Raw genomic sequence first — 25,306 nt, forward strand, 5'->3', positions numbered from 1 at the left:
CACGCTCCGCGAAAGTCATGACCCGGTCACCGCCATGCCCCATATCGAACTGCAGGATCTCATCGACGCGAACGACCAGCCCTTTGTAGTGATCGATCGCGAATACCGCATCGTAGCGGCGAATCAGCGCTATGGCGAAGCCTACGGCGTGACGCCCGACGCCATCGTCGGCCGTCACTGCTATGCCGTGTCGCACCACGCATCGCGCCCCTGCCATGAAAACGGCGAACAGTGCCCGCATCAGACCTTGTTCGACCACGGTGAAGCAGTCGAGGTGCTGCACACCCATTTCCATGCCGGCGACCAGCCCGAGCGCACCCGCATACGCGGGCATGCCCTGCGCGGCGTGAATGGCGAGCGCTATCTGGGCGAACAGCTCTTTCCGCTGGAAGCCAGCGTCGGCACCGACTGCGATGCCATGCAGATGGTGGGACAGTCCCCTGCGTTCCTGGCCTGCGTGGACAATCTCGCACGGGTGGCCGACAGCGAGGCCTCGATCCTGCTGTATGGAGAGAGCGGTGTGGGCAAGGATCTCGCCGCGCGCTTCATTCATGCCCGTTCGACGCGAGCCGGCGGCCCCTTCATCGTGATCAACTGCGCCGCCGTGCCGGAAACCCTGTTCGAAAGCGAGCTGTTCGGCCATGAGCGCGGCGCCTTCTCGGGCAGCAACGGCCTGAAGAAAGGGCTGTTCGAACTGGCGGACGGCGGCACGCTGTTCCTGGACGAAGTGGCCGAGATTCCGCTGGGCTTGCAGGCCAAGCTGCTGCGGGTGCTGGAAACCGGCGAATTCCGCCGCGTCGGCGGCACCCATACGCTGAACGCCGACGTGCGGCTGGTATCGGCCACCAATCGCCGGCTGCTGGACGAGGTGGACGAGAAGCGGTTCCGGCTCGATCTGTATTACCGGCTGGCAGGCATCGACGTGACCCTGCCTGCGCTGCGCGAACGGCGCGAGGACCTCTCTGCGCTGGCGGCGTTCCTGCTCCAGCGCCTGGCCGGCAGCCGCCGTGCCTGCCGGCTGGATGCGGCCGCGCTGGCCACGCTGCAGGCATACGAATTCCCCGGAAATGTGCGCGAACTGCGCAACCTGCTGCAGCGCGCGGTGCTGACCTGCCAGGACGGCGTGATCCGCGCCGCCGACCTGCATCTGCCTGTGGCGGCACTGCCGCAGCAGCCGGGCGCGGGCACGCAGCCGCTGGCCGAGATCGAGCGCAGCCACATCCGCGCCCTGCTCGATTCGCATGCCGGCCATCGCAGCCGGGTCGCGACCGCGCTCGGCGTCACCGAACGCACGCTGTACCGCAAGCTCAAGCGATACGGCCTGGGCTAGCTGTGCCGTGATGTCGGGGCCGGATCAGCCGGCCAGGCTGGTGAAGCGGGCCTGCCCTAAAGGATTCCGATCCACTATGGGCTAGCGTCCATGTGGCGTCGTATACGCCAGTTCGGCCGCACGCACGACGGCGCGCGCCTTGTTGAGCGTCTCCATCCATTCGTTGTCGGGCACCGAATCGGCGACGATGCCCGCGCCCGCCTGCGCGTACAGCATGCCGTCCTTGACCACTGCAGTGCGGATGGCGATCGCCAGATCCATGTCGCCGTTGAACCCCAGATAGCCGACCGCGCCGGCATAGATGCCACGCTTGCTGGGTTCCAGTTCGTCGATGATTTCCATCGCCCGCACCTTGGGCGCGCCCGACACGGTGCCTGCCGGGAAACTGGCGCGCAGCACGTCGAGCGCGGAAAGGCCCGGTCTGAGCTTGCCCTCGACGTTGGAGACGATGTGCATCACGTGCGAGTAGCGCTCGATCTGCATGTTCTCGGTGACCTTGACGCTGCCGGTGACGGCGACGCGCCCGGTGTCGTTGCGCCCCAGATCCAGCAGCTGCAGGTGCTCGGCGCGTTCCTTGGGGTCACTCAGCAGTTCCTCGGCCAGACGCTGGTCGTCCTCGCGCGTGAGGCCGCGCGGACGGGTGCCGGCGATGGGGCGCAGGGTGACGCTGTCGCCTTCGAGCCGCACCAGGATTTCCGGCGACGAGCCAACGACGTGGAAGCCGCCGAAATCGTAATAGAACATGTAAGGCGACGGATTGAGGCTCCTGAGCGCGCGGTAGAGCGACAGTGGCGAAGCGGCGAACGGCCGCGCCATGCGCTGCGACAACACCACCTGCATGACATCGCCGGCGGCGATGTAATCCTTGGCTTTCTGCACCGCCGCCTTGAACTCGGCCTCGCCGAACTCGGAAGTCGGCTCGTCTTCCCCGACCACCGATTCGGCCGGCAGATGCACCGGCACATGCAGCTTCCCGGCCAGTTCGGCGAGACGCAAATGGCCTTGCGCATAGGCATCCGGCTGCATCGGATCGGCATGGGCGATGAGATAGAGCTTGCCGGCGAGGTTGTCGAACACGGCCAGTTCCTCGGTCAGCATCAGCAGGATGTCGGGCGTGCGCAGCGTGTCGTCCTTGCGCGGCTGATTTTTATTGAACTCGGGCGCGAGCCGCTTCTCGATGTAGCGGATGGTGTCATAGCCGAAGTAGCCGGCCAGCCCGCCGGTGAAGCGCGGCAGCCCGGCCACCGGCGCGGCCTTGAAGCGCGCCTGGAAGTCGGCGATGAAGGCCAGCGGGTCGGGCAGGCTGTACTCCTCGACCACCTGGCCGTCGGTTTCCACTGTCAGCAAGTGGGCGCGAACCCTGAGCACCGTGCGCGCCGGCAGGCCGATGAAGGAGTAGCGCCCGAAACGCTCGCCGCCCACCACCGATTCGAGCAGATAGGTGTAGGGCGCGTTGGCGAGCTTGAGGTAGACCGAGAGCGGTGTCTCCAGGTCGCCGGGCAGTTCGCGCACCAGCGGGATGCGGTTGTAGCCCTGGCGGGCGAGGTCGAAGAAGTCTTGTTCAGTCATGTCAGTAGGGGCTAGGGGTTAGGATCTAGGGGCCAGGGAATGAACGACGCGCAGCGTCACCATCGCGCGCCGCTGGCACGCGCCCCAGATCCCAGACCCCAGCCCCTAGCCCCTAAGCTCACGCCTTAACCACCATCTTCGCCGCTTCGGCGAGGCTCGGCACCACCGCGTCGAGATCGAGCTCGGCGACCGGGCGGCCGCGGTTGTAGCCGTAGGGCACGCAGAACACCGGACTGCCTGCAGCGCGCGCAGCCTGGGTGTCGTTGAGCGAGTCGCCGATCAGGAGCTGCTCGGCCGGCTTCACCTTGAACACCTCGCAGGCATGCAGCAGCGGCAGCGGATCGGGCTTGCGCTTCGGCAGCGTGTCGCCGGACAGGATCAGCTCGAAATAATCGAACAGGCCGGTGTCCTTCAGCAGCGGATGGGTGAACGCTTCGGCCTTGTTGGTGATGCAGGCGATGTGCACACCCATCGCCTTGAAGGCGTCGAGGCCTGCGACCACGCCGTCGAACGGGCGCGAATGCAGCGACACGTGCTCACCGTAATGCTTCTGATAGGAGGCGATGGCCTGTTCGAACAGCGCCGCATCGGGCTCGGCATCCATGTCGCCGGTGAGCACGCGCTTGACCAGCCGCGACACGCCGTTGCCGATGTAGGTGGCAATCGTTTCCGGCGACGGGCAGGGACGGCCGAGGTCGGCCATCATCAGTTCGGCGGCATGCGCCAGATCCGGTGCGGTGTCGAGCAGGGTACCGTCGAGATCGATGACGACGGCCTTGATGGGAAGAGGAAAATTCATAGGTTCAAGTTGCAAGATTCAAGTTGCAAGAGAACACCTTGTCTCTTGCAACCTGAACCTTGTATCTGTTGTTAGACTTTAGCCAGTTCCGCGCGCATCGCGGCAATGACGCTGTTGTAGCGCTGAGGATCGCTGTCCTTGGCGGCACCGAACACGGCCGAACCGGCGACGAAGGTGTCGACGCCAGCCCTGGCAACCTCGGCGATGTTGGCGGGGCCGACACCACCGTCGATTTCGATGTTCACGCTGAGACCGCGATCGTCGATCATCTTGCGCACGGCACGCGCCTTGTCGAGCACGTAGGGAATGAATTTCTGGCCGCCGAAGCCGGGGTTGACGCTCATCAGCAGCACCATGTCGAGCTTGTCCAGGGTGTATTCCAGCACGTCGAGCGGGGTGGCGGGGTTGAACACCAGGCCGGCCTTGCAGCCGCTCTCCTTGATCAGGCCGATGGTGCGGTCGACATGCTCGGACGCTTCCGGGTGGAAGGTGATATAGGTGGCGCCGGCCTTGGCGAAATCGGGGATGATGCGGTCGACCGGCTTCACCATCAGGTGGACGTCGATCGGCGCGGTGACGCCGTGCTTGCGCAGCGCTTCGCACACCAGCGGGCCGATGGTGAGGTTGGGCACGTAGTGGTTGTCCATTACGTCGAAGTGGACGATGTCGGCGCCGGAGGCGAGCACGTTGTCGACTTCCTCGCCGAGCCGGGCAAAGTTGGCGGACAGGATGGACGGGGCGATGCGGTACGTCATGGGAAGCTCCGGGATTTTTTGGGAAAACCCGGCCATTTTAGCAGCCTGCCACGTCATTGCGTTACACTCCAGGCATCCCGTACCCGTCGAGCATGCCCGTGGCCGAAGGCAAGAAATACCGTATCAGCGTCAACGTCAACACGACCTATCTGGCCGAACAGAGCGATCCCTCGGCCGATCGTTACGTGTTCGCCTACACCGTCACCATCGCCAACACCGGTACCGAAGCCGCGCAACTGATTTCGCGCCACTGGATCATCACCGACGCCGAAAACGTCATCCAGGAAGTCAGGGGACTCGGCGTGGTCGGCGAACAGCCCTTGCTGCGGCCGGGCGAAAGTTTCGAGTACACCAGCGGCACCGCGCTGGCGACGCCGGTCGGCACCATGCGCGGCAGCTATCAGATGGTGGCTGAGGACGGCAACAAGTTCGACGCCGAAATCCCCCGGTTCACGCTGTCGATGCCGAGGGTGCTTCACTAAAAAGACGGGGGCGCAGCCAGGCCGTCCCCATGAATCCTTGGCCCTGCGCCCGGGTTTTATTTTTTCATCGTCCACCACACGATGAACAGCAGCAGTCCGAGCGCGACTCCTGCCTCCAGCAGCAGCCAGCCCAGCCCCTGTGTCTCCATTAAACCCGTCTCTCCATTGTTATACTCGGCGCATGTTTTCGATGGGGCCATCTTCACCCGTGATGCTGTTACGCGCAAGTCCGTGGCTGTTCGCCCTGCTGTTGTCGGCCTGTGCGGTGCAGCCGCCAGGAAAGCCGCCCGTTCCACCGGCGCCGGTAGCGGTGCCGGTGCCGGTTCCGCCTCCCGTTCCGCAACTTGAACCCGCGCCCCCCGCGCTCATCCCCACTCCGTCCGTAGCCTATCCCCTGCTCAGACCGGTGGACTGGGCAGCCGTGGCCTTCTGGCAGGACGACAGCGCCGGCGAAGCCTGGACCGCCTTTCTGCGCAGCTGCGCCACGCTCGGCAAGCGCACCGCATGGCAAGCGGTCTGCGCCGATGCGGCTGCGATGCCGTCTCCCGACAACGCGGCCGTGCGGACATTTTTCGAGCAGCGTTTCCAGCCCTATCAGGCCAGCCAGGAAGACGGCAGCACCGAAGGCATGATCACCGGCTACTACGAGCCCCTGTTGAAAGGCGACCGGGCGCGTACCGCACGGGCACGCTTCCCGCTCTATGCCGCCCCCGACGATCTCATCACGGTGGATCTCGCCAGTGTCTACCCTGAATTGAAAAACCTGCGCCTGCGCGGGCGGCTGGCCGGCAACAAGCTGGTCCCCTACCCCACCCGCAAGGAAATCGAGACGGTCAACGGCAACGGCTTCAAGGGCAGGCCGATTGCCTGGGCGGAAGACCCGGTGGAGCTCTTTTTCCTGCAGATCCAGGGCTCGGGCCGCATCGAGCTGCCGGACGGTTCGCATTTGCGCGTCGGCTACGCGGACCAGAATGGCCACCCCTATCAATCGATCGGCAAGCTGCTGGTCGAGCGCGGCGAACTAAAGCTCGAACAGGCCTCGATGCAAGGCATCAAGGACTGGGGGGCAAAGAATCCCGACAAGCTGCCGGAACTGCTCGCCAGCAACCCCAGTTTCGTATTTTTCCGCGAACTGCCCAACGGCCTGCCCGGCCCGCTCGGCGCGCTCGGTGTGCCGCTCACCGACGGCCGCTCGATTGCCGTCGACCCGCGCTTCATACCGCTCGGTGCACCGGTCTTTCTCGCCACCACCCAGCCCAATTCACCGCTGCCGCTGAACAAACTGGTGATGGCGCAGGATACTGGCGGCGCCATCCGCGGCGGCGTGCGCGCCGATTTCTTCTGGGGCTTCGGCAACACCGCGGGGGAACTCGCCGGCCGCATGAAACAGCGCGGCCGCATGTGGGTGCTGCTGCCCAGGACATGGCCGGAGATGGCCTCGACGCCCAACGGCAAGAACCCGAAAAACTAGCAGATCGACGCTGCCTGGTGAGCCGGCCAGACGCATCGCTTCCACTGCAACGGATCCGACCGTTCGGGTGCGCAAGAAATTCCTGCGCGATCGGTCCGGAATGGCTCCCGCGGGCGATGAAGGCAGGGTGACGGCAGCGCAGGGGCAAACCAGCTTGGGCGCGAACGCATCATTCAAAATCCTGGCTGCCGCTTCCGCGTTCAACCGGTAGTCGCCGGAGACAGACGCTTACATCTTCTGCTGGACGTCCTTGGCCGTGTCCTGGATTTTTTCGCCGCCCTGTTCGATATCCTTGCCGGCTCCAGCCACCGTATTGCAACCGACCACCACGACAAAAAATGAAGACATGACAAGTGCGAGTAGCGTTTTCATGGGATCTCCTGATGCCCAAAAATTGGACGAATCACGATCCGGCGCGGCCATCGGATATTGCCGGATCGTAAACGCATCGTAGGACGGGGTTGGCGCTCAGTCTGTCAGCTGTCGCGGATTGACCTGTCGGAGAATTCCTGCAATAACCTGTTCCAGCCCCCTCCCTGACGGAGCCGACATGCCGAACGGACCCTCTTCCACTTCGAATCGTGCCTCCCCGCAATGGCATGAAAGCTGGCACCGCAGCACCCATCTTTTCCTTGCAGCCGGCATGGCGATCCTGATCAGCATACTGGTGGCCAGCTACATGCAGGCTTCGTCCGGTCTCGACGCCATGAAGCGATTCGGGATTTCGAGTCAGCACACGTCCCATCTGGACCAGCTCCATCTGCTGTTCCTGGAAATGCAGTCCACGGTTCGCGGCTACGCGCTGACACGCGAGCCGGCCTATCTCGATTCCTACCGGGAGGCTGTGGTGAAAATCCATGACAGCCTGCAGGTCGTCGAACAGGACTACCAGGATGAATTACGCCCCGAAGCGAAGGAGCTCATCAAGATGGCGCATGGCATGGCGGCCCGCATGGACATCATGATCGGGCACCTGGAACGCGGAGAACCGCCGGACAATGCATGGTTTGAACAGGGTTCGCTGGAGATGGAGGATTTCAAGCGCCAGCACGATCGAATGAAGAGCGAAATGCTGTCGCGAAACATGAACCACATCGTCGACTCGATAGACGGTTTCAAGAGCGCTCGCATCACCTCGGTCCTGCTGACCATCGCTTCACTGCTGCTGCTGGTGACGGCCGTTTCCCAGAAGCAGAAGAAACAGGAACTGCAGGACAAGATGCACGAAATGCTGGAAGCCAAAAATGAACGGCTCGAGCTCGAAGTGCGCCATCGTACGGAAGAGTTGACGAGTCTCGCGACCTATCTGACCGAAATACGCGAAACCGAAAAACTCGATCTGGCCCGCGAGATGCACGACGAACTTGGCGCGCTGCTGACGGCCGCCAAGCTCGACGCCGACTGGATCGAGCGCACGCTGCCGCCTGAATCGCGCTCACTGATTGCCCAACGCCTGTCGCGCCTGCGCCAGAGCCTGGTTGGGGGAATCACGCTCAAGCGCCGGATCGCCAACAACCTGCGGCCGGCGCTGCTATACGACCTGGGACTGATCGAAGCGCTCAGGGCGCTGATCGAGGAATTCCGGCAAGGGGAGGAGGCGATCGAGATCCAGGTCGAACTTCCCGAGACTGAGCCCGAACTCCCTGAGGGGGTTTCGCTCAGCCTGTTCCGTATCGTTCAGGAAGGTCTCACCAATATCCGCAAATATGCCCAGGCTCGCCATGTCCGCGTATCGCTCCGCGCCACGCCGACAGCCCTCGAGCTATCGATCGAGGATGATGGGGTCGGCTTCGACATCAACTCGCCCAAGATCGCGCGGCACGGGCTTGCAGGAATCAAGCATCGGGTTTTTACCCATGGAGGGAAACTCGATATCCACACTGCGCCAGGCGCCGGCGTCAAGCTACGCGCAATCCTGCCGGCCTGAAGCCCGAACAGCGCGTGTTTCAATGCAGCACTTCAGGATCCGGATTTCTGCCGCTCCGTGTCGATCACGTAGTCGATCAGTTGATTGAGATGCAGGGACTTGTCAAAGAAGGCGTCCATTCCGAATCGCTCGCAGCGCTGCCGCATGGAGGCATGCGCATAGTTGGTCAGCACCGCTTTGCGCGGATTGCCGTAGAGATCCGAATCGGTCTGTAGCGCATCCAGCACCCCGATACCGCTTCCCTGCCTGAGCTCGATGTCGATGATGACCAGATCCACCGGGTTTTCCGCCAGTTTCCGCAGTGCCTCGGCCTCGCCTTCCGCACTCCCGCAGAACTGCACGCCGTCCAGCTCACCCAGTATGCCGGCGAGCAATTCCTGAAGAAGAGCGGAATCTTCGATCAAAAAAACTTTCAACGATGAGGCATTGTGCACCATCTGGTTTGCCCGTGCCTCATGAGAGCGAAGCTTATTCCGTAATGAGTCCGTGTCGTAATGCATAAGTAGCCAATTCGGCGTTGCTTGAAACATTGAGTTTCTCGGTCACGCGCGAACGATAGGTACTGATGGTCTTGACACTCAGATGCAGATGTCCGGCAATATCCGATACGGATTCGCCGCGCGCCAGTCGCAGGAACACCTGGAGTTCCCGGTCCGACAAGGCTTCGTGCAGCACGCCGCTGCGTTCGCCACTCATTTCATCGGCCAGCAATTCCGCGGTGCGCGCCGATACATAGCGGCGTCCGGCAAATACCATGTGGATCGCCCGCAGCAGTTCATCGCGCTCGCAGTCCTTGCATAGATAGCCGCTCGCACCGTTCTTGATCATGGCGAGTGCATAGCTTTCCTCGGGAAAGCCGCTCAGGATCAACACCCTGATTTCCGGATGGCGCTGGCGCACTGCACGCAGCACATCCACACCGCTCTTGCCCGGCAAGGAAATATCGAGCAACAGGACATCGCACTGCTCAGTACGCAACTTCTCGAGTACTTCGTCGCCATTGGCAGCTTCGAAGCTGATGCTGATTCCGGAATCCTCACTCAACAACTCGCGAAAGCCAGTCCGGACGATCTGATGGTCATCCACGATGGCAACCTGAATCATGTCAGCTCCTGCTTGAGTAGATGAGCATCCGGATTCTAGCAGCGGCCTGCTAGCGGCCGCGCAGCAAATTGACCACGAAGGTGGCAATCGCGATTACCAGAAACACGACAAAAAGAATCTTTGCAATCTCGGCTGCGCCCGCCGCAAGTCCGGAAAACCCGAGCACCGCAGCAATGATGGCAATGATGAAAAATACGATAGCGTAATGCAGCATGAGTTTCTCCTTTACAGCCAGGCAAGCCGGACTTGCCTCATTGGACATATAGCCTAAACGGACAAGGTGACAAAGCCATCAGCGATCGCCTACGTTTTTGTAAGACGGGGCTGACAGAAAGCCCATTGGGAAACTGTACCTACTTGACGGCTTTCACTGCGAATACGCCGAGCACGAGGAACAGCAGGAACAGGACGACGGCAATGTAGAACAGGAGCCTGGCGACGACGGCCGCGCCTGCAGCAATCCCGGTGAACCCAAACACGCCGGCAATCAGCGATACGATGAAAAAAACCAATGCCCACTTAAGCATGACATCGTCTCCTTGCATTCGAAGTTAAAAAGGCGCGAGGACTTCCCGTACAGAACTCCCATCGCATCGGGCTTGCGGCCCCGGTCCGTCGCAACACCCGGCGCTCCGATCGCGTCGGCCATACCGGCAGCAATATGTCCCTGTTTTGCTTGCATCACCGGTGTGCAGCGGATAATGCATCATGGCCCAGCCATCCAGGTTTATCTGTCGGACGATGCCTCGATTCGGCTCGGCGGCCAGCACGATGACATGTAAGCATTCTCCGATGAGGGTCGTCGAATTGTGTCAGCGGCCACCTACATTCGGCCGCCATATCGGCGGACAGCCGGATGCGACCTTCTCCCCTACAGCCCACCCCATGGTCTGTCTAAGCTTCAAGTCCGTGCTTGCAATACTGCTGCTGGCTCAGCTGTTTTTTCCACAGATTTTCAAGGAGACGCCCGATGGAAACATTTCCGAACGCACAACCCCAGACCGGTTCCCCCGGTGATTCTGCAGCTGCCGAGCATGCGCGTCGTTCTCTCGACGAAGCACGCGCAAGCACCAAGGAAATCGCGACGCGCGGCAGCGACGCTATCCGCAGCGGTGCCGCACGAACACGCGAGACCCTGAGCCACACCACCGACCAGGTCGCTCAATACGTTCAGGCACAGCCCCTGAAATCCATGACGATGGCCGTCGCTGCGGGTGCTGCTATTGCCTTGCTGGCCGGCGTGCTCGGCAGGCATCACCGCTGATATGCGTTCCTGACCGAACCGCACGGCGCGCCCACGCCCATGTTGCCACCGCTGCTACGCGTATTGCTCGGCGAGCCTCGCCTGGCCATCGAATACGCCAGTGCCTATGCCGCTCTACTGAAGGTGGATGTCGCCGGGTGGAAAGCGCAGCAAATGCGACGGCTTGGCCATCTGCTGGCCGCTGTCGTCAGCATCGTGCTGGCGATCCTGTTCGCCGGCTTCGCTCTGACGCTCGCCGCGGCCACAGGCAGCGGGCACTGGCTGTTGTGGGTGGTCCCCGTCCTGCCGCTGACAGTAGCGATTGCGGCCAGCTGGAAGGCACGCCACACACTCCCGGCCTTATCTGCTTTTCCGCGCGTGCGCGCGCAGGTCGCGCAGGACAGGCAGTTATTCGACATTAAGGAACAGAACGATGAACTCAGGACTTGACGACCGCCCGATGAGCCTCGGGCCAGCGGCAGCGGCGCTCGCCGACGCCGAAAGCCGGCTTGAAATGCATCGCGAGACACTGTGCCAGAGGCTGGAACGGGAGAATAACGATACGCTTGCACGCATCGCCCGCATGGCGGGACCGCTTGCCCGGCAAACGGTACGCGAGCATCCCTACGCCAGCCTGGCCGCCGCCGCCCTCGCCGGTGTCTGGCTGGTCCGCAGGAAACCCTGGCGGGCACTTGGCGGATCCATTCTGGGCGGATTGCTTGCCCATCGTGCGCTGTCTCTTTCGCTGTCGTCGGGCAGCAGGTGGCTCAGCCGCTGGTCTGCCACCGATGAAAAGCCGGGTACGCACCGCCAGGCATAGTCCACGAAGATCCGGGAGATGGGCGATGCAGAATCCTTTCGTGCCTGCGGGTGTCAATCCGGGATTCCGGATGAGGCCGTATGCAGCGCTCAGATACATGGCGCTGTGCGGAATCCTTTCGTTATCAGCCTGCGCCACACTGCCGGATGCCTCACATGTCATGCCGCCAGAGAAGTCACAGGTCACACCCGATAAAAGGCCACGTCCTCCCGTGGAATTCGAAACGGCCCGAGGTCCGGTTTCGCCGGGCAGGAATGCCGCCATCCTCAACGAGCTCAGGAAAGAAGCCAGCCCCAGCGACATTCTCCGCAGACATCTGGCGCTGGAAGAGGCGATCTATCGCGACAGCCCGCTGGTACTGGGCAACCGGCTGGTCTTGCTGGAGGACGGGCCGGCCACCTATAAAGCCATGTTTGCGGCCATACACGGCGCGCGTGACCACATCAATCTTGAGACCTACATTTTCGAAGAGGGCGAAATCGGAGACCGGTTCGCCCGGCTACTGCTTGAAAAACAGGCGGCGGGGGTGCAGGTCAACATCATCTATGACAGTGTCGGCTGCATCGACACGCCGAAAGAATTTTTCGACCGCTTGCGGAACGCCGGCATCCAGACGCTTGAATTCAACCCGATCAATCCGGTCAACGTCAAAAAACCGGAATGGATACTGAACAACCGCGACCATCGGAAGCTGCTGGTGGTCGATGGGAAAACCGCGTTTCTGGGCGGAATCAACATCAGCGAGTCCTATTCGAGCGGCCCCTTTTCCCGTTCCAGAAAAAACAAGGGAAAAGCGCCAGAGGCCGGGTGGCGTGACACCCACCTGCAAATCGATGGCCCCGTAGTGGCCGAATTCCAGAAATATTTTCTCGATACCTGGGCACGGCAGCATGGGCCCTCCCTGGCCAGCAGGCAGTATTTCCCCAAACTCCAGGCCCAGGGCGACGCGATCGTGCGTGCGATCGGCAGCGAATCCGACTCGGAAGATCATCCGATCTATCTCACCCTGCTCTCGGCCGTGAGTCACGCGGAACGAAAAATCCATCTCACCAACGCGTATTTCGTGCCCGACCCTCAATTGCGCAAGGCGCTCACCGATGCCGCGCAGCGTGGTGTCGACGTACGGATCATCCTGCCAGGCAAAACGGATTCCTGGGCGGTGTTTCAAGCCGGGCGTGCGCACTATGACGAACTGCTGCGCGCAGGGGTCGTATTGTATGAACGGCGCGACGCGGTGCTGCACTCCAAAACGGCGACGATCGACGGTGTCTGGTCCACCATCGGATCAACCAATCTGGACTGGCGGAGTTTTCTGCACAACGACGAACTGAATGCGGTGATTCTCGGCGCGGACTTTGCTCGCCAGATGGAGGCCATGTTCGCCAGGGACCAGGCTGCCTCCAGCCTCATCGATTACGAACAGTGGAAGCAACGTTCCCTGTTCCTGCGAGTGCAGGAATGGCTGGCGCGGCGCTTCGAATACTGGCTCTAGGAATACCGCATTGGGCAGACTGTTTTTCCACCCACCACAGGAGCGTTGCTTATGAAAACAATCATTGTCGGTCGTTTCAGCCAGCAGGGTGAGGCAGAAAGCGCCAGGCGGGAATTGTTGCACGCAGGATTCCCGGCGGCCGAAGTGAGCATGTTTTATGTCAATCCGGGAGGCCAGCATGCCATTTACCCGGTGGGCGGAGATGAAGACGAGTCACCGGGAACCCACGACGCCAAATTCGGTGCGATGCGAGGGGCTGCGGGCGGCATGGGTGCGGGAGCCCTGATCGGCGTGGCCACGATGCCTGTCCTGGGTCCTCTGCCAGTCCGCTGCTGGGTGCCGCCGTAGGCGCTTATACCGGGTCACTGGTCGGTGCGCTGAGCAACATGGATGAACCCGGCCCCAAGGCCGATCCCGTTCACGAAAGCAGCGCGCCTCCTGCTGACGAGCTCCCCAAGGCGAGCCTCGTGCTGGCCGTCGCTGTGGAGACACCCGCAGAACGCGAAGACGCAACCAAGATTCTCGGTGGGCGCGCACAGGTATTGGAAGAAACGGAAGGAACGCTGCAGGACGGAGACTGGATCGATTTCGATCCGCTAGGCAGCAGCGCCCGGGGCGCGGAAGAAGAGGCGAATCATGGGCATCGTCTGACAGCAATTCGGGACAGGTTTTATTGTGGCGGATACCGGGTGGCCGTCAAATGACGGGACAGCCCGAACGCTTGAAGCCCTGGGTTGGATATCCCTGACCGCTTGTTAAATCCGATATGCGAAAGGAAACACCATGGCCACTGCAAGACAGAAAAACGCCTGCGGTCTGCTCAATGCCGGACCGCAGGCTCACCCGCAACTCAAGTCTTCTTTCCCTTCGAGGTCCTGGCAATGACACTGATGCGGCCATCCCCTTCCAGGTAGCACGTCTTCACTTCGCCCACGCTGCGCACCCCGTTTTCACGCAATTGCGCCAGCAATTCGTCCTCCTGAAGCATTTCCCGCTTCATGTTCTCCCGCTGCAGGCGTCCGTTCTTGATCAGCAGCAGGGGCGCCGGGCGAAGCAGGCGCTGCAGGACTGGCACCCTGAAGCTGAGCCAGTCCAGAAAGTAATCCCAGAAGGCAATCGTCGCAACCAGGATGGCGCCTTCGGTGATGGAACGGTATTCACTGGCCATGGCGTTCTGGGCCGCATCGGCGATAAGCACGACCACCAGCAAATCGGAAATGCCGACCTGTCCTGCCTCGCGCCGCAGTATGCGCAGCAGGACAAACAGGAAGAGGTAAACAGCCGTGCCACGCAGCATGACTTCGCCGAGATGCATGGACGGTACAAGGAGCGCACTCCAGTCGATCGGAACACCCATCTCACGCCTTTCTCCGGTCAGCCGGAGACCTCATGCGCGGCACGCGCCTACCTGCGTATCTACAGGCTGCGTACCACACGATCGCTACGTTCACGCAACTCGCGCATGGACACGTCGAGCTGCCGCTGCGTCAGGGGGTGGATGACTACCGCCCAGCGTCCCTGCCGGATGGCACGTCGCACGATGGTGATGACGCGTGCGTGATCGGGGCGAGCGGTCAGCAAGCCGCCCAGCAGCAGTCCGATCAAACCGCCGAAGAAGACCATGGCCACCAGACTCATGCCGGGTGTGCTCTTGACGGCGGCGTTGTCCGCCGCGATGAAGCCGACATAAATCAGGATGCCGGCGATCACGCCGACCGTGCCGGCAAACACGTGCGCCCGGGTCAGGGTACGCCAGATACCTGCCGACTCCGGTTCCAGTTTGCGGGAAAACGCAACGCTATTGAAGGCTGTTCCATCGGGCGGTCCCACCAGATAGACCTGGGGGTCATCCAGGCCGGCCGTCTCTTTTACCTGCCGGGCAACGCTTTCTGCCAGGCTCTTGCTAGAAAAGAGCCCGGCCACCTTGGTCAGCGATCGTTCGCCGAAGATGAGCCTCTTGATTCTCATCGCCACTCCTTTCCATCTCACTGGCTCGCCCTTAGCGGGAAGACTCCATGCCGGACGGCATGCCTCCCATTCCGGCAGCCTGCCGCTTATTTGGGTCTGGGATTGCGCAGGTCCGGATGATCAGGCTGCCATCGTCCGCTACGCAATGCGCTCACCGTCTGTGCGACCGCGCGACCGACGTTGCGAGCCTCTTCCTGGACGGCATCGTCTCGATCCAGGGCTTCATGGCTGGTGGCATAGGGCTCGTAATAACCGATATAGCGGTCCAGGCGAGCCTGCGGCCCGGCATCGATCAGCCCCATCCAGTCGAGCCAGTCGGATAGCGCCCGGCGCGAATTTTCCACGCCGGCCACATCGCCATGCACCATGAGGCCATACACGCGCCCCGCCAGATGCTTGGGATAATCCCACCCCGCCATTTCCAGGGCCTTGGCCTTGACCGGGTTTTTTCCGGATGTGCGGGTGGGATCGGGATTGCCACCGTCGGCGCAGACCAGGCGGTCGATCATCAATTTCAGCGGGCTCGGACTCTGGTACCAGTAAACCGGCGCCACAATGACCACCGCATGGGCGGCCGTCCAGCGCTCGTAGATTTCAGCCATCCAGTCGCTGGTCTGGCCCAGGGCATGGTTGGGATAACAGGAGCAGGGCCAGTTGCACAGCGGCATCGCGGTCGACACGCAACCCTTGCACGGATGGATGCGGCGCCCGTATTCGGATGCCAGCAAGCTGAGGTCGAGAACATCGGCGTGCATGCCTGTCGTCGCGAACACCCCGCGAATCTGTTCGAGAAGCCGGAAAGTCTTCGACATCTCGCCCGGACAGGTGCCATCGTTCCGGGCGGCGCCACAGATCAGTAAAACGCGTGTCGGAGTTTCGGGCCGGGCCCACGCATCCTGTGCCCGGATCAGACGCTGCCGGGTGTCCAGCCATTCGCTCGACAACTCGAAAGCCGGATCGGCAAACCCCGCACCCGCCTGCCGGCTGAGCGGAGACTTGCGGCCCTTGCTGTATGCCTGCCACGCAATGTCCTCGATCCGGTCGATGGCATCCGACGCGGATTCGAACAGGGGATCGATGAACGACATGCGAAATCGCTTCCCGAACTCTTCGCGTGTCAGCATCGCCGGCGCCTGACCCGTGCGGACGTCTGTCATTTTTCGCTCCATTCGTCTTGCGAGCGCAGTCGTGGAGGGTTCGTACCGGCATGGCGAGCTCGCAGCAAGCCGGCCCCTGGCCGGCCGGAGATCCGCAACCCGCGTCATGCGGGTTGCCTGGCTTCAGGCTTAATGGAACCAGTCGTTACTGGCCTTGTTTTGCCAGTCGTTGATCTGCTTCTCCACGTCGTCCCTGGACAGCCCGTAGCGTTCCTGGATTTTCCCGCTGAGCTGTTCGCGGCGGCCGTTGATCACGTCGAAATCGTCGTCGGTAAGCTTGCCCCATTGCGCCTTGACCTTACCTTTGGCTTGCTTCCAGTTGCCTGCGATGATGTCCCAGTTCATGTTTCTCTCCTTTTCACTCGTGCAGCACTACGGAAAAACGCACATCCAGGCAGGCCGCCCGGCATGCGCGACGATTACGGGCGGACGACAATGTCGTTCTTGACGGCCTTCACGTTCGGCACCTTGCGGGCGATTGATTCGGCCGCACTCCGCTCGCTTTCGCTCTTGGCAAAGCCGGATAACTGGACAGTGCCATGGAGCGTTTCAACATTGATCGCCAGCGCACTGACGGCAGGGCTTTCTGCAAAACGGGCTTTCACCTGCGTCGTGATGGCCGTATCGTCGACAGCTTGCCCAACCGTGGATTGCTCGCGCATGACCGTGCACCCTCCCATCGCCAGGAGACTTGCCGTCAGGAGGCTTGCGCCTAAAAACCGGGTCGTATTCATTTTGGAGTCCTTTCTGATCTGACTTCGGGGTTTAACTTCTGGACCAGCGTCTGCTTCAACAACGAGACAGGAACGGGGAAACACCACACTGCTGTGTAAGCAGCCTGATGCGTCGTGCCCAGCCATGAAATCACTGTAAGGGATGCGGGCTGGCACTTGTATAAGCAAGCTGCGCTTCTGCGTGTAGGATTTGATGAAGCCCGCTGGGCAGTGGCGTGACCTGAAAAGCCGGCGCGTGGCCTTGCAGCGGAGCCAATGCTCCGCCGAGGGCTCAGTCACCCATGAATTCGCCGACGGGTTTGAACTCTTCGACACGGTCGCACACGGACTTGATTCCCATCATGATCGGCATGCCGAGCAGGAGTCCCCACGCCCCCCACAGCCATCCCCAGAACAAGATTCCAGCAAACACCACCACTGCATTCATGCGGCCTGCCCGTCCGATGAGCCAGGGCGACAGCAGGTAGCCTTCCAGGCTGTTGATGACCAGCGAAAGCGTGCCCACCGTGAGCGCCATGCCTGTGCTGCCGAATTGAAGAAAGGCCACCAATGCCGATCCGACGGTGATGATGATCGCACCCAGATAGGGGATGAGATTGAGTACCGCCGCCGCCACGCCCCACACTGCAGCGTGTTCCAGGCCGACCCAGATGAATGCAAGCCAGGTTGCGACTCCCACGAGCACGCTGGTCAACACCTGGACCAGCAAGTAATGCTGAATCTGGGTGCTGATTTCATTCAGCATCTGCACGGTTATTTTCTTCTTGCCGAGGGTCGGGCCGGACAGTCTGACCAGCTTGCGCCGGAACGTATCGCCCGACACCATCAGAAAATAGGCGAGGAACAACACCATCACTGCCAGACTGATGAAGGACAGTGCACCGATCGTGCCATTCCACAGATAATCCCGGATGTTGAACTTCGGCTCCTCGATCTGGACCCGCGTCACTCCACGCGGCACCGGCTTCGGAATGGCCGCCGTCTCGCTCGCCGCATGCTCGATCTGGTCTGCAGCCTTCTGCACGTTCTCGATGGCACCCTTCGAACTTCCCCATTCCGTGCGCAGGGTCTGCCGGAATTTCCGGGCTGCGTCGGGCAGGGTTTGAATCATGCTCGCGGTTTCGTCCTGCAGCGAATAAGCCATCGACCCCACGCCCCCCACGATCAGCAGCAGCAATGACGCGGCACCTACCGCACGCGGGATGTGCCACTTGCTCATCAGGCTGACCAGCGGAGACAGCGCATAGCTCAGGATCACGCCCAGCATCAGGGGAATGAATACCGTTTGGGCCCAATCCAGAATGAAAATGCCCGCAAACACGGTCAGTAGAATCAGGGGGACGTTATGGGCTTCGGTCGGAATCCTGGCCAAATCTGGTGCACCTTGATCGAATGGTTTTTCCACGGCCTTGCCGGGACCGGCTATCCTCTCGCTCCCGTTTTCCATGCATCACCTCCGCTGTGTATGATTTCAGGCGCCTCGAACTCCGGGCTTGCCTGCCGCAGGTCCGCTTCCGCATGCCAGAGACCTGCTCGTCAAGCCGGGACACGTCAGGTCCGCGCGTCCGTTTCAGCAATCAATCGTCTGCATTCGCTGTCCACCCCGGTGCGGGTTTCAATCAACGGGATGAGGCCCAATGCGGGATTGACCGCACCCAGCGCCACCGCAGCCAGACCGCGCATCGCCAGCTTGCCTTTGTCCAGACTCACCTCCGGCCCGGAGAATCGGCCTTCGAGATGGATGGGGGTGCGCAACGCCACCAGGCTCAATTTCTTGGACCGGGGCACAATGCGGAGGTCGAGTTTTTCCTGCCGCAGATCGATGCGGCCACTGCCATCGATGCGGACAATGTCGGTGTCGAGTATCAGTGCACGCGCCTGCATGATTCCCTCCTTCACGCCGAAATCCGCGACACCGCAGCGGATGCGGATGACTTCGTCGCCGGCAAGCTTGAGCTGCAGCATTTCAAGCAGATGCAGGCTGACCGTCTCCATCATCAGTTTGCTGATGATGCCGCCATCCACCACCATGGCCACCTGCCCGTCGGCATTGCCCAGCATGGCTGCCACGCTGTCTCCCTCGCCCGCCAGCTCGATGTTCCCGTTGAATTCGCCGATGCTCGTTTGATTGAGATCGGCGGTCGGGAATAGGCGGGCAATTCTCAGGCTGCGCGCCTTCAGGTCGACCGCCGCCTTGATCGGGTCCTGGCGTCCATCCAGTTTCACCGTTCCGGCCAGCGTGCCGCCGGCGACGTCGAATTTCAGCGGATCCAGCCGCAACACGGCGTCGTTCAGGCGCAAGCGGGTGGACAGATGGTCGATGGGCAGTGCATCCGGGCGTTCGATCGACTGTGCATTCAGCGTGACATCGGCGTCCATCCGCGGCCAGCGTCCGGTGCGAAACGCGACGGCTGGCAGCACGCGATTCCGCGTCGAGGCATCGCGCGTCGCCGCTTGCTGCGTGTCCCGGGTGCCGACCAATGGGCCGAGGTCGGAAAAAGTCAGTCGGGTTGAATCGAGGGTCGCCGTCAGAAAAGGGCGGGGTGCGCCGGTATCGACCTGCAGCGTGCCGGCAATGTCGCTTCTGCCAATCCGGCCCTGGAATTTTTCATAACGCCACAGCTTGCCGCTGCGCACCAGGCGGCCTCGGGTCGCATAGGGTGGCGTATCGGGGAAGACGATCCCCAGTACCGGATAGAGTTGCGCGAGGCTGCCTCCACGCAGCGCAATCTGCAGGTCGACCGCAGACAGCTTGAGCAGGTCGGTGACATGGCCGTAGGCACGCACCGCTGTAGGTCCGATCCGGCCGCCGAGGCTCAGTCGATAGCGTTTCCCGTCATCGCGCAGGGCCAGCACGCTATCGCCTGCGCCCGCGGCAGTAAGCGGCTGTCCCTTGTAATGCCCTTCGACCCTGAACTGCAAAGGGAGGACCGACTTGCCCACCATTCTGCCCGGCGTCGAGACCCGGGCGATCAGATGGGTCCGCTGCGCCGGATCGCGATAGTCAATCCGGCCGTCGCGGACCGCCAACCGTCGGATGACGACACGCGCCTTGTCATCGCGCTGATTCCGGTCCAGCAGCCAGTTTTTCCTGCCGTCCGGGCTTTTTTCCAGATAGACCCCGGCACGATCGAGGTGAACCTCGTCAAATGCCAGCCTGCGGTGGAACAGGGATGGGATGGCCACGCCCAGCGTCACCTCCCTCACTTCGATCATGTTTTTTTCCCGCGCCCAGGCCGGGTTTGAAAATGTAACATCCGACGCATGAACGTGCAGGATCGGCCATCCGGGACTGATCTTCAGGTCTCCGCCGATGTTCAGCTCACGGCCCGTCTTGTCGCCAACGACGCGAGCGAGAGGGCCCCGCAGCGCATTCCAGTTCGGCAGGCTGGCGAGGATCACGCCGAGAATGGTGACGAGCCCCAGTGCGACTCCGACCCATTTCAGCTGGCGTGGCAGCGTGAGAGGTGCGCGCATGATTCAGCAGGAACACAGCGGGCATCACGGCAGGCTTCGTTCAGAACGCCGTACCGAAGCCCTTGTCCGTATCCAGCCGCAGGGAAGGCAAGCTGGCGAGCTTGTGGATCGGCACCAATACGCCGCGCGTATCCGGAACGGCATCGAACAGCATGTACAGGTACTTGCTGCCGCCCTTGAATTCATAGGTCTCTTCCAGGAAACGCATATGCTCGTGCGCGGCCAGGCAATCGCGCGACGTGCAATCCTGCTTGTAGTGCTCGATCAGGGAATGGATCACGCTCATGTGTTCATCGTTGACGGCGAAGTTCATGGCGGCCGCATTTCTGCTGACCGTTTCTTCCACCTCTTCTCGGGTCAGATACCTGACTGCGTCGTAAATCGGGATTTCACCGTCGTGAATCACGCTTTCGCTGTTGTTCATGCGGGTTCCTCACAGATTGATTGGGACAGGTTTGTCGAAGGGAAATCATTCAGGCACGATTGCTTGCCGCGAGCCCCCCGTTGCAGTGGATGTCTGGCGGGCAAGGAATTCATTCGGGTCTCCATGTGAAAGCATCAGGCTTGTGCCTGTTTACGCTTTGATGGTCGCCGCACGCGGCCAGAACCTGCCGTTTTTGGCGGCTTCGATGTAGGCGGCCATGTCCTGGCTGGTTTCCATCTCGACGACGCCGTCGTCGATATCGATTCCGGCGCGGTCCAGCAGCGGCATCGACGCCGCGGTAAAGCCGATGATTTTGAGGTGGGCGAAGGCATCGTGTATGAAATTCAGCGCCGCCGCTTGCTGCTTGAGGGCCTCGGCCCCCTCGGCAGAAACCGCCACCACCACGGCATCGAAGAACACGGACGGTGCGCCGGCAATCGCATGATGGGGTTTGATCGCGATGTGACTGTTCGATCCGACTGCGCCGATATGCGGGCCGATCAGTTCGAGCACTGCGCCCTCCGCTTCCGCGGACGCCTGCAATTGATCCACGATGGACAGTTCGCAGCCTTCGCTGACCAGCACGCCGATCTTGCGGCCTTCGAGCGTGGGTTGAGCTTTCGCCAGCAGGCTCAGTGCCGGAGAAGGCTGCATGTCGATCGGCTCGACAGCTGGAGGAATGCTGTCCACCTGGCCCTGCATCCCCAATGCCTGCTCCACCCGATCGCAGAGCCCGGCATCCACGTTCTTGATGTGTCCGAGCACCCGGCAGCGCACTTCCGGCGTTTCCACCTTGCCGAGTTCGAAGGCGAATGCGCTGACGATGTGGTCCTGTTCAGGGACGGTCATCGAACGGTAAAACAATCGGGCCTGGCTGTAGTGGTCCATGAAGGTTTCCGATCTCACCCGCAGCTTGTCACCGCTCTGCGTGACGGGATGCGTGGCGAAACCGGCAGAGGTGTTTTCCCTCGGCGAAGCAGGGTCGAGCGAATTCGGTTCATAGTTCACACGGCTACCGGGAACCTCCATCTGCATCAGGGCATCGCGCTGGAAGTTGTGCATCGGGCAGCGCGGCCGGTTGATCGGTAGTTGGTGGAAATTGGGCCCGCCCAGGCGCGACAGCTGGGTGTCGGTGTAGGAAAACAGCCGGCCCTGCAGCAAGGGATCGTCGCTGAAATCGATCCCCGGCACGATGTGTCCGGGATGGAAGGCGACCTGTTCGGTTTCGGCGAAAAAGTTGTCCGGATTGCGATTCAGCACCATTTTTCCGATCGGCTGCAGCGGCACCCTTTCTTCCGGAATCAGCTTGGTCGGGTCCAGCACGTCGAACGGAAACGAGTCGGCGGTGGCCTGGTCGAAAGCCTGGATCGACAATTCCCATTCCGGGAAGTCGCCGCGTTCGATGGCCTGGAACAAGTCGCGGCGGTGGAAATCGGGGTCGGCCCCGCTGATCTTGACCGCCTCGTCCCACAATACTGATGCACTGCCGATACGCGGCCGCCAATGGAATTTCACGAAAGTCGACACCCCTTCCGCGTTGACGAGTCGGAACGTGTGAACGCCGAATCCTTCCATCATGCGCAGCGAGCGCGGGATGGCACGGTCGGACATGACCCACAGAATCATGTGCCAGCTCTCCGGCATCAGCGACACGAAATCCCAGAACGTATCGTGGGCGCTCGCCGCCTGCGGATAACCGCGGTCGGGCTCCATCTTGACGGCATGGACGAGATCGGGGAACTTGATCGCGTCCTGGATGAAGAACACCGGAATGTTGTTGCCGACCAGGTCGAATGTGCCTTCCTGCGTGTAGAACTTGACGGCGAAACCGCGCACGTCGCGCGGCAAATCGACCGAGCCGGCGCCGCCCGCCACCGTCGAAAAGCGGGCAAACACAGGCGTCTGGACACCGGGGTCTCACAGGAATGCCGCGCGCGTAAGCTCACTCAGGTTGCCATACGCCTCGAAATAGCCATGCGCGCCCGAGCCGCGTGCATGCACGATGCGCTCGGGTATCCGCTCATGATCGAAGTGGGTGATCTTTTCCCGCAGGATGAAATCCTCGAGCAGCGTCGGTCCGCGCTCCCCGCTGCGCAGGGAATTCTGGTTGTCGGCAATCACAACGCCCTGATTCGTCGTCAACGCGTTGTCCCGCTCATCCGTCGTCTGGTGAAGCTCGCCCGCATTGCCTGCGTGGAATGCATGCCCCGTTGCGCGGGAGGGTTTCTTCTTCTGCCTAGCCATGGGCTATTTCTCCTTGCACGACCTGCTGAACATCGTGCCGGTATGACACTTGTCGATGTCACGCTGAACGGCTCCTCCAGACGATACAAGGGAGAAGCCTCGCCCCGGCCGGAGCTGGAGCGGATGGCCATCGTTCAATGCCAGCGTGATTACTGGCGATATTTCATTTTTGCATCGTTGATACACATGTCCTTGGCGTTGCCCGAAAGCGCGTCGCATCTCTCTTTCGCCGCCTTGTAGTAAGCCTTCAGCTGGTCGTCGGTGGCCTCCGCCTGCTCCTCGCCGGTTTTCTTATCCACCTTGGCCTGGGACTTGGATTTGACGTATTCCGCCTTGGCGTCTTTCATGCATGTGTCCTTTGCGTTACCGGACATGTTCTTGCAGTTTTCCTTGGCCGCCTCGTAGTTTTGTTTGGCCATGTCCTTCGCGGCGTCGTAGCGCGCTTCAGCACGGTCTTCCATCGAATCCTTCACGTCTGCGGCGTAGGTGGGGCCCATGACAGCAAGACCCAGTGCAAAAAATAGGGCTGTACGAAGTTTCATTTGTCTCTCCTTGGAGTTGGATGAAATCACGACTTACGCTGACCCAATCAGCATGTGCGTAATTTAGCGCTCCGGCTCCAGGGTCGATATCCGCCGTCACTGAGAAACATGTAGGTTTTGACGACAGGAACTGTAGGTCAATGCTGACGCCAATCCGCTTGACGCAGCCTTCCCGCATCGCGGAAACGGGCAGGGCTGCGGGACCGGCCCGGACAATCCGGGTGCCTATTGGACAACAGTGCCCCCTGCGCGCCGCTCACTGCGCCGGGCGGCGGCATCGGCAATCCATGCAGGCATGGGGCAGGCAAGCCGGTGCGGCGCCTTTTTCTGACGACGGACGGGATTTGTTGCGGTTGTCCTACAAGACCGCGCGTACTTCGCCTATACGAGCGCCCCCTTTACGCGAATAAATTCGTACCTGCTACGCAGCCTTCAGCGTGCAGGTTCGGAGACACCCTTCCGGCGACGCGAAATGTTCGGCATGTTTGGCACTTGTGAAGCTGCATTTTTTCTAGCCCCCCACCTGCATAAGCAAGGAGAATTCCATGAAAACCGTATCCCGATCCGGTATTGCCGCAATCACCCTCGTATCCAGCCTGACCCTGTTCGCCACCGGTTGCGACCGCGCCGCGGAAGAAAACAGAACGGCCGGTGAAACCATCGACCAGGCCACGACAGACGCCTGAAACGAGGCCAAACAGATGGGCGACACGCTGGAAAACAAAGCTGATCAGGCAGGGCAGGCCATCGATGACGCCACCATCACTGCCGCGATCAAAGGCAAGTATCTGTTGGACGATACGCTCAAGGGATTGCAGATCTCCGTCGACACCGACCAGGGCGTGGTGGTGCTGACCGGTTCGGTGCAAAGCGATGCCGCGAAGGCGCTCGCCACGCAGCTTGCCCAGGGTGTCGAAGGCGTGGTGCGCGTGGACAACCAGCTTACGATCCAGTGAATCCCGCACACCATCCGGTCACGCCCGATCCGCCCTGTAACACCGGCGGCGGCTGATGGGCTGCCTGCTCGCCGGCCGGGCACGCCTGGCAAGGCAATACCCTGCCCGCTTTTTCCGACTGGCAGAGGGCATCGACGATGCGTGCGTCTATCAGCCCCTCTCTCGGTCACGACCAGTGACGGCATAACGGATTTTTTCTGTGCCAGCTCGAGCGCATGGAAGAGGACGCCCAGGCAGGGTGGCGCGCGGCAGGCTTCTTTTCAGCACCCAATCCCGCACAGCGTTTCGGCCTTCAGTCCGGCGAGCCCAGCTTCTTCTTCGCCGCCTTCCTAGCGCGTGTCGCCGCCGCCTTTTTGGCGGAGGCGCTCCGCTCCGCGGCCGTGCGCGAGGCTGCGGCCGCTCCGCCCGCCCTGCCGCCTTTTTTTGCAGGCGCCTTGTTCACCGCCTTGTCCCGGCCGGAACCGCTTTTTTTGCCGCCTCCCGTCATCTTGTTGACGGTGGCCCAGGCACGCGCCTCGGCCTCATCCGGGGCAACGCCACGCTCCCGATAGCCCTCCTCGATATGCTTGGCCTGACGCTTCTGCTTGTCGGTGTAGGACGATTTGTCTCCTCTTGGCATGATGGATTCTCCGGAAAATTGAACACTACCGGCGACTGCAGGGTCGATCAGCGGCGCCTGCTGTCGTGCCAGCCCGCTTCCGGCCTGGTCACATACGAACATTTGATGAGCGGATTCATTTGGCGCCTGCGTGGCGCCACCCATTTCCCGCCTGCCACGATGTCAACGCGTGGGTTTAGCGGCTGGAGGGCAG

Annotated in this window: 31 protein-coding genes and 1 pseudogene; 12 read left to right on the forward strand and 20 right to left on the reverse strand. The window is 61.6% G+C overall.

Annotated elements, in window-relative coordinates:
* Positions 1 to 34: 34 nt before the first annotated feature.
* On the forward strand, positions 35 to 1,330 hold the full coding sequence (locus tag B059_RS0109315; RefSeq protein WP_018077976.1) for a sigma-54 interaction domain-containing protein: 1,296 nt from the start codon (positions 35 to 37) through the stop codon (positions 1,328 to 1,330).
* An 81-nt stretch (positions 1,331 to 1,411) separates the two neighbouring features.
* Here the strand turns inward: B059_RS0109315 and trpE are convergent, their stop codons facing one another.
* From trpE to rpe, 3 genes are all read right to left on the reverse strand, one after another.
* The gene (gene trpE / locus B059_RS0109320) at positions 1,412 to 2,899 is read right to left on the reverse strand and encodes an anthranilate synthase component I (protein ID WP_018077977.1); all 1,488 of its coding nucleotides are present in this window, start codon (positions 2,897 to 2,899) and stop codon (positions 1,412 to 1,414) included.
* Between the two features lie 118 nt (positions 2,900 to 3,017).
* Positions 3,018 to 3,698 (reverse strand): phosphoglycolate phosphatase, encoded by a 681-nt coding sequence (locus tag B059_RS0109325; protein ID WP_018077978.1) that lies wholly within the window; start codon positions 3,696 to 3,698, stop codon positions 3,018 to 3,020.
* Positions 3,699 to 3,769: 71 nt separating this feature from the next.
* A complete protein-coding gene (gene rpe / locus B059_RS0109330; RefSeq protein ID WP_026177414.1) occupies positions 3,770 to 4,453 on the reverse strand; it encodes a ribulose-phosphate 3-epimerase in 684 nt (227 codons plus the stop codon).
* A gap of 98 nt (positions 4,454 to 4,551) precedes the next feature.
* Between rpe and apaG the strand changes: the two genes are divergently transcribed.
* The gene (apaG, locus tag B059_RS0109335; protein ID WP_026177415.1) at positions 4,552 to 4,935 is read left to right on the forward strand and encodes a Co2+/Mg2+ efflux protein ApaG; all 384 of its coding nucleotides are present in this window, start codon (positions 4,552 to 4,554) and stop codon (positions 4,933 to 4,935) included.
* A gap of 211 nt (positions 4,936 to 5,146) precedes the next feature.
* A complete protein-coding gene (mltA, locus tag B059_RS18895; RefSeq protein ID WP_018077982.1) occupies positions 5,147 to 6,406 on the forward strand; it encodes a murein transglycosylase A in 1,260 nt (419 codons plus the stop codon).
* A 228-nt stretch (positions 6,407 to 6,634) separates the two neighbouring features.
* Here mltA and B059_RS0109355 read toward each other — a convergent pair whose 3' ends face one another.
* Positions 6,635 to 6,778, reverse strand: a complete 144-nt coding sequence (locus B059_RS0109355; RefSeq protein WP_018077984.1) for an entericidin A/B family lipoprotein — start codon at positions 6,776 to 6,778, stop codon at positions 6,635 to 6,637.
* A 178-nt stretch (positions 6,779 to 6,956) separates the two neighbouring features.
* Here B059_RS0109355 and B059_RS0109360 point away from each other — a divergent pair, with 178 nt between their 5' ends.
* A complete protein-coding gene (locus tag B059_RS0109360; RefSeq protein ID WP_038058476.1) occupies positions 6,957 to 8,333 on the forward strand; it encodes a sensor histidine kinase in 1,377 nt (458 codons plus the stop codon).
* Between the two features lie 32 nt (positions 8,334 to 8,365).
* On the opposite strand, the gene B059_RS0109365 is transcribed toward B059_RS0109360, so the two are convergent.
* The 4 genes from B059_RS0109365 to B059_RS20325 all read right to left on the reverse strand — a co-directional run bounded on the left by B059_RS0109365 (position 8,366) and on the right by B059_RS20325 (position 9,964).
* Entirely contained in the window at positions 8,366 to 8,833 is a 468-nt protein-coding gene (locus B059_RS0109365; RefSeq protein WP_245538768.1) for a response regulator, read from the reverse strand.
* Positions 8,802 to 9,437 (reverse strand): response regulator, encoded by a 636-nt coding sequence (locus tag B059_RS0109370; RefSeq protein ID WP_018077987.1) that lies wholly within the window; start codon positions 9,435 to 9,437, stop codon positions 8,802 to 8,804. Before B059_RS0109370 ends, B059_RS0109365 begins: the two co-directional genes overlap by 32 nt.
* Positions 9,438 to 9,486: 49 nt before the next feature.
* Positions 9,487 to 9,651 carry a DUF1328 domain-containing protein gene (locus tag B059_RS20320; RefSeq protein WP_018077988.1) on the reverse strand — a complete coding sequence of 55 codons (165 nt, stop codon included), beginning with the start codon at positions 9,649 to 9,651 and terminating at the stop codon, positions 9,487 to 9,489.
* Between the two features lie 139 nt (positions 9,652 to 9,790).
* Positions 9,791 to 9,964, reverse strand: a complete 174-nt coding sequence (locus B059_RS20325; RefSeq protein WP_018077989.1) for a DUF1328 family protein — start codon at positions 9,962 to 9,964, stop codon at positions 9,791 to 9,793.
* 443 nt (positions 9,965 to 10,407) lie between these two features.
* Between B059_RS20325 and B059_RS0109390 the strand changes: the two genes are divergently transcribed.
* The 6 genes from B059_RS0109390 to B059_RS21235 all read left to right on the forward strand — a co-directional run bounded on the left by B059_RS0109390 (position 10,408) and on the right by B059_RS21235 (position 13,696).
* A complete protein-coding gene (locus B059_RS0109390) occupies positions 10,408 to 10,701 on the forward strand; it encodes a hypothetical protein (RefSeq protein WP_018077990.1) in 294 nt (97 codons plus the stop codon).
* A 39-nt stretch (positions 10,702 to 10,740) separates the two neighbouring features.
* Entirely contained in the window at positions 10,741 to 11,130 is a 390-nt protein-coding gene (locus tag B059_RS0109395; RefSeq protein WP_018077991.1) for a hypothetical protein, read from the forward strand.
* Complete coding sequence (locus B059_RS0109400) at positions 11,114 to 11,500, forward strand: hypothetical protein (protein ID WP_157273662.1); 387 nt, start codon at positions 11,114 to 11,116, stop codon at positions 11,498 to 11,500. Before B059_RS0109395 ends, B059_RS0109400 begins: the two co-directional genes overlap by 17 nt.
* 211 nt (positions 11,501 to 11,711) lie before the next feature.
* Positions 11,712 to 12,992: a phospholipase D-like domain-containing protein gene (locus B059_RS0109405; RefSeq protein ID WP_018077993.1), complete on the forward strand. Its 1,281-nt coding sequence runs from the start codon at positions 11,712 to 11,714 to the stop codon at positions 12,990 to 12,992.
* A 51-nt stretch (positions 12,993 to 13,043) separates the two neighbouring features.
* Complete coding sequence (locus B059_RS21230; RefSeq protein WP_018077994.1) at positions 13,044 to 13,340, forward strand: hypothetical protein; 297 nt, start codon at positions 13,044 to 13,046, stop codon at positions 13,338 to 13,340.
* A gap of 38 nt (positions 13,341 to 13,378) precedes the next feature.
* Complete coding sequence (locus B059_RS21235; RefSeq protein ID WP_018077995.1) at positions 13,379 to 13,696, forward strand: hypothetical protein; 318 nt, start codon at positions 13,379 to 13,381, stop codon at positions 13,694 to 13,696.
* 146 nt (positions 13,697 to 13,842) lie between these two features.
* Here the strand turns inward: B059_RS21235 and B059_RS0109415 are convergent, their stop codons facing one another.
* The 11 genes and pseudogenes from B059_RS0109415 to B059_RS0109460 all read right to left on the reverse strand — a co-directional run bounded on the left by B059_RS0109415 (position 13,843) and on the right by B059_RS0109460 (position 23,538).
* Positions 13,843 to 14,349 carry a DUF421 domain-containing protein gene (locus B059_RS0109415; RefSeq protein WP_038058479.1) on the reverse strand — a complete coding sequence of 169 codons (507 nt, stop codon included), beginning with the start codon at positions 14,347 to 14,349 and terminating at the stop codon, positions 13,843 to 13,845.
* A gap of 59 nt (positions 14,350 to 14,408) precedes the next feature.
* Positions 14,409 to 14,960: a hypothetical protein gene (locus B059_RS0109420; RefSeq protein WP_018077997.1), complete on the reverse strand. Its 552-nt coding sequence runs from the start codon at positions 14,958 to 14,960 to the stop codon at positions 14,409 to 14,411.
* An 86-nt stretch (positions 14,961 to 15,046) separates the two neighbouring features.
* Positions 15,047 to 16,117 (reverse strand): flavodoxin family protein, encoded by a 1,071-nt coding sequence (locus B059_RS0109425; protein WP_018077998.1) that lies wholly within the window; start codon positions 16,115 to 16,117, stop codon positions 15,047 to 15,049.
* Positions 16,118 to 16,246: 129 nt separating this feature from the next.
* Positions 16,247 to 16,462: a CsbD family protein gene (locus B059_RS0109430; protein WP_018077999.1), complete on the reverse strand. Its 216-nt coding sequence runs from the start codon at positions 16,460 to 16,462 to the stop codon at positions 16,247 to 16,249.
* Positions 16,463 to 16,536: 74 nt separating this feature from the next.
* Positions 16,537 to 16,851: a BON domain-containing protein gene (locus B059_RS0109435; protein WP_026177417.1), complete on the reverse strand. Its 315-nt coding sequence runs from the start codon at positions 16,849 to 16,851 to the stop codon at positions 16,537 to 16,539.
* A gap of 271 nt (positions 16,852 to 17,122) precedes the next feature.
* Positions 17,123 to 18,223 carry an AI-2E family transporter gene (locus B059_RS0109440; RefSeq protein WP_245538769.1) on the reverse strand — a complete coding sequence of 367 codons (1,101 nt, stop codon included), beginning with the start codon at positions 18,221 to 18,223 and terminating at the stop codon, positions 17,123 to 17,125.
* Between the two features lie 179 nt (positions 18,224 to 18,402).
* Positions 18,403 to 20,328, reverse strand: coding sequence for an AsmA family protein (locus B059_RS0109445; RefSeq protein WP_018078002.1), 1,926 nt, complete (start codon positions 20,326 to 20,328; stop codon positions 18,403 to 18,405).
* Positions 20,329 to 20,368: 40 nt separating this feature from the next.
* Positions 20,369 to 20,752, reverse strand: coding sequence for a hypothetical protein (locus tag B059_RS0109450; protein WP_018078003.1), 384 nt, complete (start codon positions 20,750 to 20,752; stop codon positions 20,369 to 20,371).
* A gap of 150 nt (positions 20,753 to 20,902) precedes the next feature.
* Complete coding sequence (locus tag B059_RS21420) at positions 20,903 to 21,640, reverse strand: catalase-related domain-containing protein (protein ID WP_272867462.1); 738 nt, start codon at positions 21,638 to 21,640, stop codon at positions 20,903 to 20,905.
* Positions 21,641 to 21,745: 105 nt separating this feature from the next.
* Positions 21,746 to 22,996 (reverse strand): annotated as a pseudogene (locus tag B059_RS21425) (catalase); the annotation flags it as partial.
* A gap of 149 nt (positions 22,997 to 23,145) precedes the next feature.
* Positions 23,146 to 23,538 (reverse strand): hypothetical protein, encoded by a 393-nt coding sequence (locus tag B059_RS0109460; protein ID WP_018078006.1) that lies wholly within the window; start codon positions 23,536 to 23,538, stop codon positions 23,146 to 23,148.
* Positions 23,539 to 24,083: 545 nt separating this feature from the next.
* On the opposite strand from B059_RS0109460, the gene B059_RS21430 reads away from it, so the two are divergent.
* Together B059_RS21430 and B059_RS21435 are read left to right on the forward strand one after the other, a co-directional pair.
* Complete coding sequence (locus B059_RS21430; RefSeq protein ID WP_018078007.1) at positions 24,084 to 24,224, forward strand: hypothetical protein; 141 nt, start codon at positions 24,084 to 24,086, stop codon at positions 24,222 to 24,224.
* Between the two features lie 15 nt (positions 24,225 to 24,239).
* Positions 24,240 to 24,494 (forward strand): BON domain-containing protein, encoded by a 255-nt coding sequence (locus tag B059_RS21435; RefSeq protein WP_018078008.1) that lies wholly within the window; start codon positions 24,240 to 24,242, stop codon positions 24,492 to 24,494.
* Positions 24,495 to 24,786: 292 nt separating this feature from the next.
* Here B059_RS21435 and B059_RS0109475 read toward each other — a convergent pair whose 3' ends face one another.
* On the reverse strand, positions 24,787 to 25,215 hold the full coding sequence (locus tag B059_RS0109475; protein WP_018078009.1) for a hypothetical protein: 429 nt from the start codon (positions 25,213 to 25,215) through the stop codon (positions 24,787 to 24,789).
* Positions 25,216 to 25,306: the final 91 nt, after the last annotated feature.

The sequence above is a fragment of the Thiobacillus denitrificans DSM 12475 genome (genome assembly GCF_000376425.1).
GTDB lineage: Bacteria > Pseudomonadota > Gammaproteobacteria > Burkholderiales > Thiobacillaceae > Thiobacillus > Thiobacillus denitrificans.

Bases quoted from the DNA above. Each gene is read 5' to 3' on its own strand.
- B059_RS0109315 (WP_018077976.1), top strand. From the start codon at position 35: ATGCCCCATATCGAACTGCAGGATCTCATCGACGCGAACGACCAGCCC.
- trpE (WP_018077977.1), bottom strand. From the start codon at position 2,899: ATGACTGAACAAGACTTCTTCGACCTCGCCCGCCAGGGCTACAACCGC.
- B059_RS0109325 (WP_018077978.1), bottom strand. From the start codon at position 3,698: ATGAATTTTCCTCTTCCCATCAAGGCCGTCGTCATCGATCTCGACGGT.
- rpe (WP_026177414.1), bottom strand. From the start codon at position 4,453: ATGACGTACCGCATCGCCCCGTCCATCCTGTCCGCCAACTTTGCCCGG.
- mltA (WP_018077982.1), top strand. From the start codon at position 5,147: ATGCTGTTACGCGCAAGTCCGTGGCTGTTCGCCCTGCTGTTGTCGGCC.
- B059_RS0109355 (WP_018077984.1), bottom strand. From the start codon at position 6,778: ATGAAAACGCTACTCGCACTTGTCATGTCTTCATTTTTTGTCGTGGTG.
- B059_RS0109360 (WP_038058476.1), top strand. From the start codon at position 6,957: ATGCCGAACGGACCCTCTTCCACTTCGAATCGTGCCTCCCCGCAATGG.
- B059_RS0109365 (WP_245538768.1), bottom strand. From the start codon at position 8,833: ATGCATTACGACACGGACTCATTACGGAATAAGCTTCGCTCTCATGAG.
- B059_RS0109370 (WP_018077987.1), bottom strand. From the start codon at position 9,437: ATGATTCAGGTTGCCATCGTGGATGACCATCAGATCGTCCGGACTGGC.
- B059_RS20320 (WP_018077988.1), bottom strand. From the start codon at position 9,651: ATGCTGCATTACGCTATCGTATTTTTCATCATTGCCATCATTGCTGCG.
- B059_RS20325 (WP_018077989.1), bottom strand. From the start codon at position 9,964: ATGCTTAAGTGGGCATTGGTTTTTTTCATCGTATCGCTGATTGCCGGC.
- B059_RS0109390 (WP_018077990.1), top strand. From the start codon at position 10,408: ATGGAAACATTTCCGAACGCACAACCCCAGACCGGTTCCCCCGGTGAT.
- B059_RS0109395 (WP_018077991.1), top strand. From the start codon at position 10,741: ATGTTGCCACCGCTGCTACGCGTATTGCTCGGCGAGCCTCGCCTGGCC.
- B059_RS0109400 (WP_157273662.1), top strand. From the start codon at position 11,114: ATGAACTCAGGACTTGACGACCGCCCGATGAGCCTCGGGCCAGCGGCA.
- B059_RS21230 (WP_018077994.1), top strand. From the start codon at position 13,044: ATGAAAACAATCATTGTCGGTCGTTTCAGCCAGCAGGGTGAGGCAGAA.
- B059_RS21235 (WP_018077995.1), top strand. From the start codon at position 13,379: ATGGATGAACCCGGCCCCAAGGCCGATCCCGTTCACGAAAGCAGCGCG.
- B059_RS0109415 (WP_038058479.1), bottom strand. From the start codon at position 14,349: ATGGGTGTTCCGATCGACTGGAGTGCGCTCCTTGTACCGTCCATGCAT.
- B059_RS0109420 (WP_018077997.1), bottom strand. From the start codon at position 14,960: ATGAGAATCAAGAGGCTCATCTTCGGCGAACGATCGCTGACCAAGGTG.
- B059_RS0109425 (WP_018077998.1), bottom strand. From the start codon at position 16,117: ATGACAGACGTCCGCACGGGTCAGGCGCCGGCGATGCTGACACGCGAA.
- B059_RS0109430 (WP_018077999.1), bottom strand. From the start codon at position 16,462: ATGAACTGGGACATCATCGCAGGCAACTGGAAGCAAGCCAAAGGTAAG.
- B059_RS0109435 (WP_026177417.1), bottom strand. From the start codon at position 16,851: ATGAATACGACCCGGTTTTTAGGCGCAAGCCTCCTGACGGCAAGTCTC.
- B059_RS0109445 (WP_018078002.1), bottom strand. From the start codon at position 20,328: ATGCGCGCACCTCTCACGCTGCCACGCCAGCTGAAATGGGTCGGAGTC.
- B059_RS0109450 (WP_018078003.1), bottom strand. From the start codon at position 20,752: ATGAACAACAGCGAAAGCGTGATTCACGACGGTGAAATCCCGATTTAC.
- B059_RS21420 (WP_272867462.1), bottom strand. From the start codon at position 21,640: ATGGACCACTACAGCCAGGCCCGATTGTTTTACCGTTCGATGACCGTC.
- B059_RS0109460 (WP_018078006.1), bottom strand. From the start codon at position 23,538: ATGAAACTTCGTACAGCCCTATTTTTTGCACTGGGTCTTGCTGTCATG.
- B059_RS21430 (WP_018078007.1), top strand. From the start codon at position 24,084: ATGAAAACCGTATCCCGATCCGGTATTGCCGCAATCACCCTCGTATCC.
- B059_RS21435 (WP_018078008.1), top strand. From the start codon at position 24,240: ATGGGCGACACGCTGGAAAACAAAGCTGATCAGGCAGGGCAGGCCATC.
- B059_RS0109475 (WP_018078009.1), bottom strand. From the start codon at position 25,215: ATGTTCGTATGTGACCAGGCCGGAAGCGGGCTGGCACGACAGCAGGCG.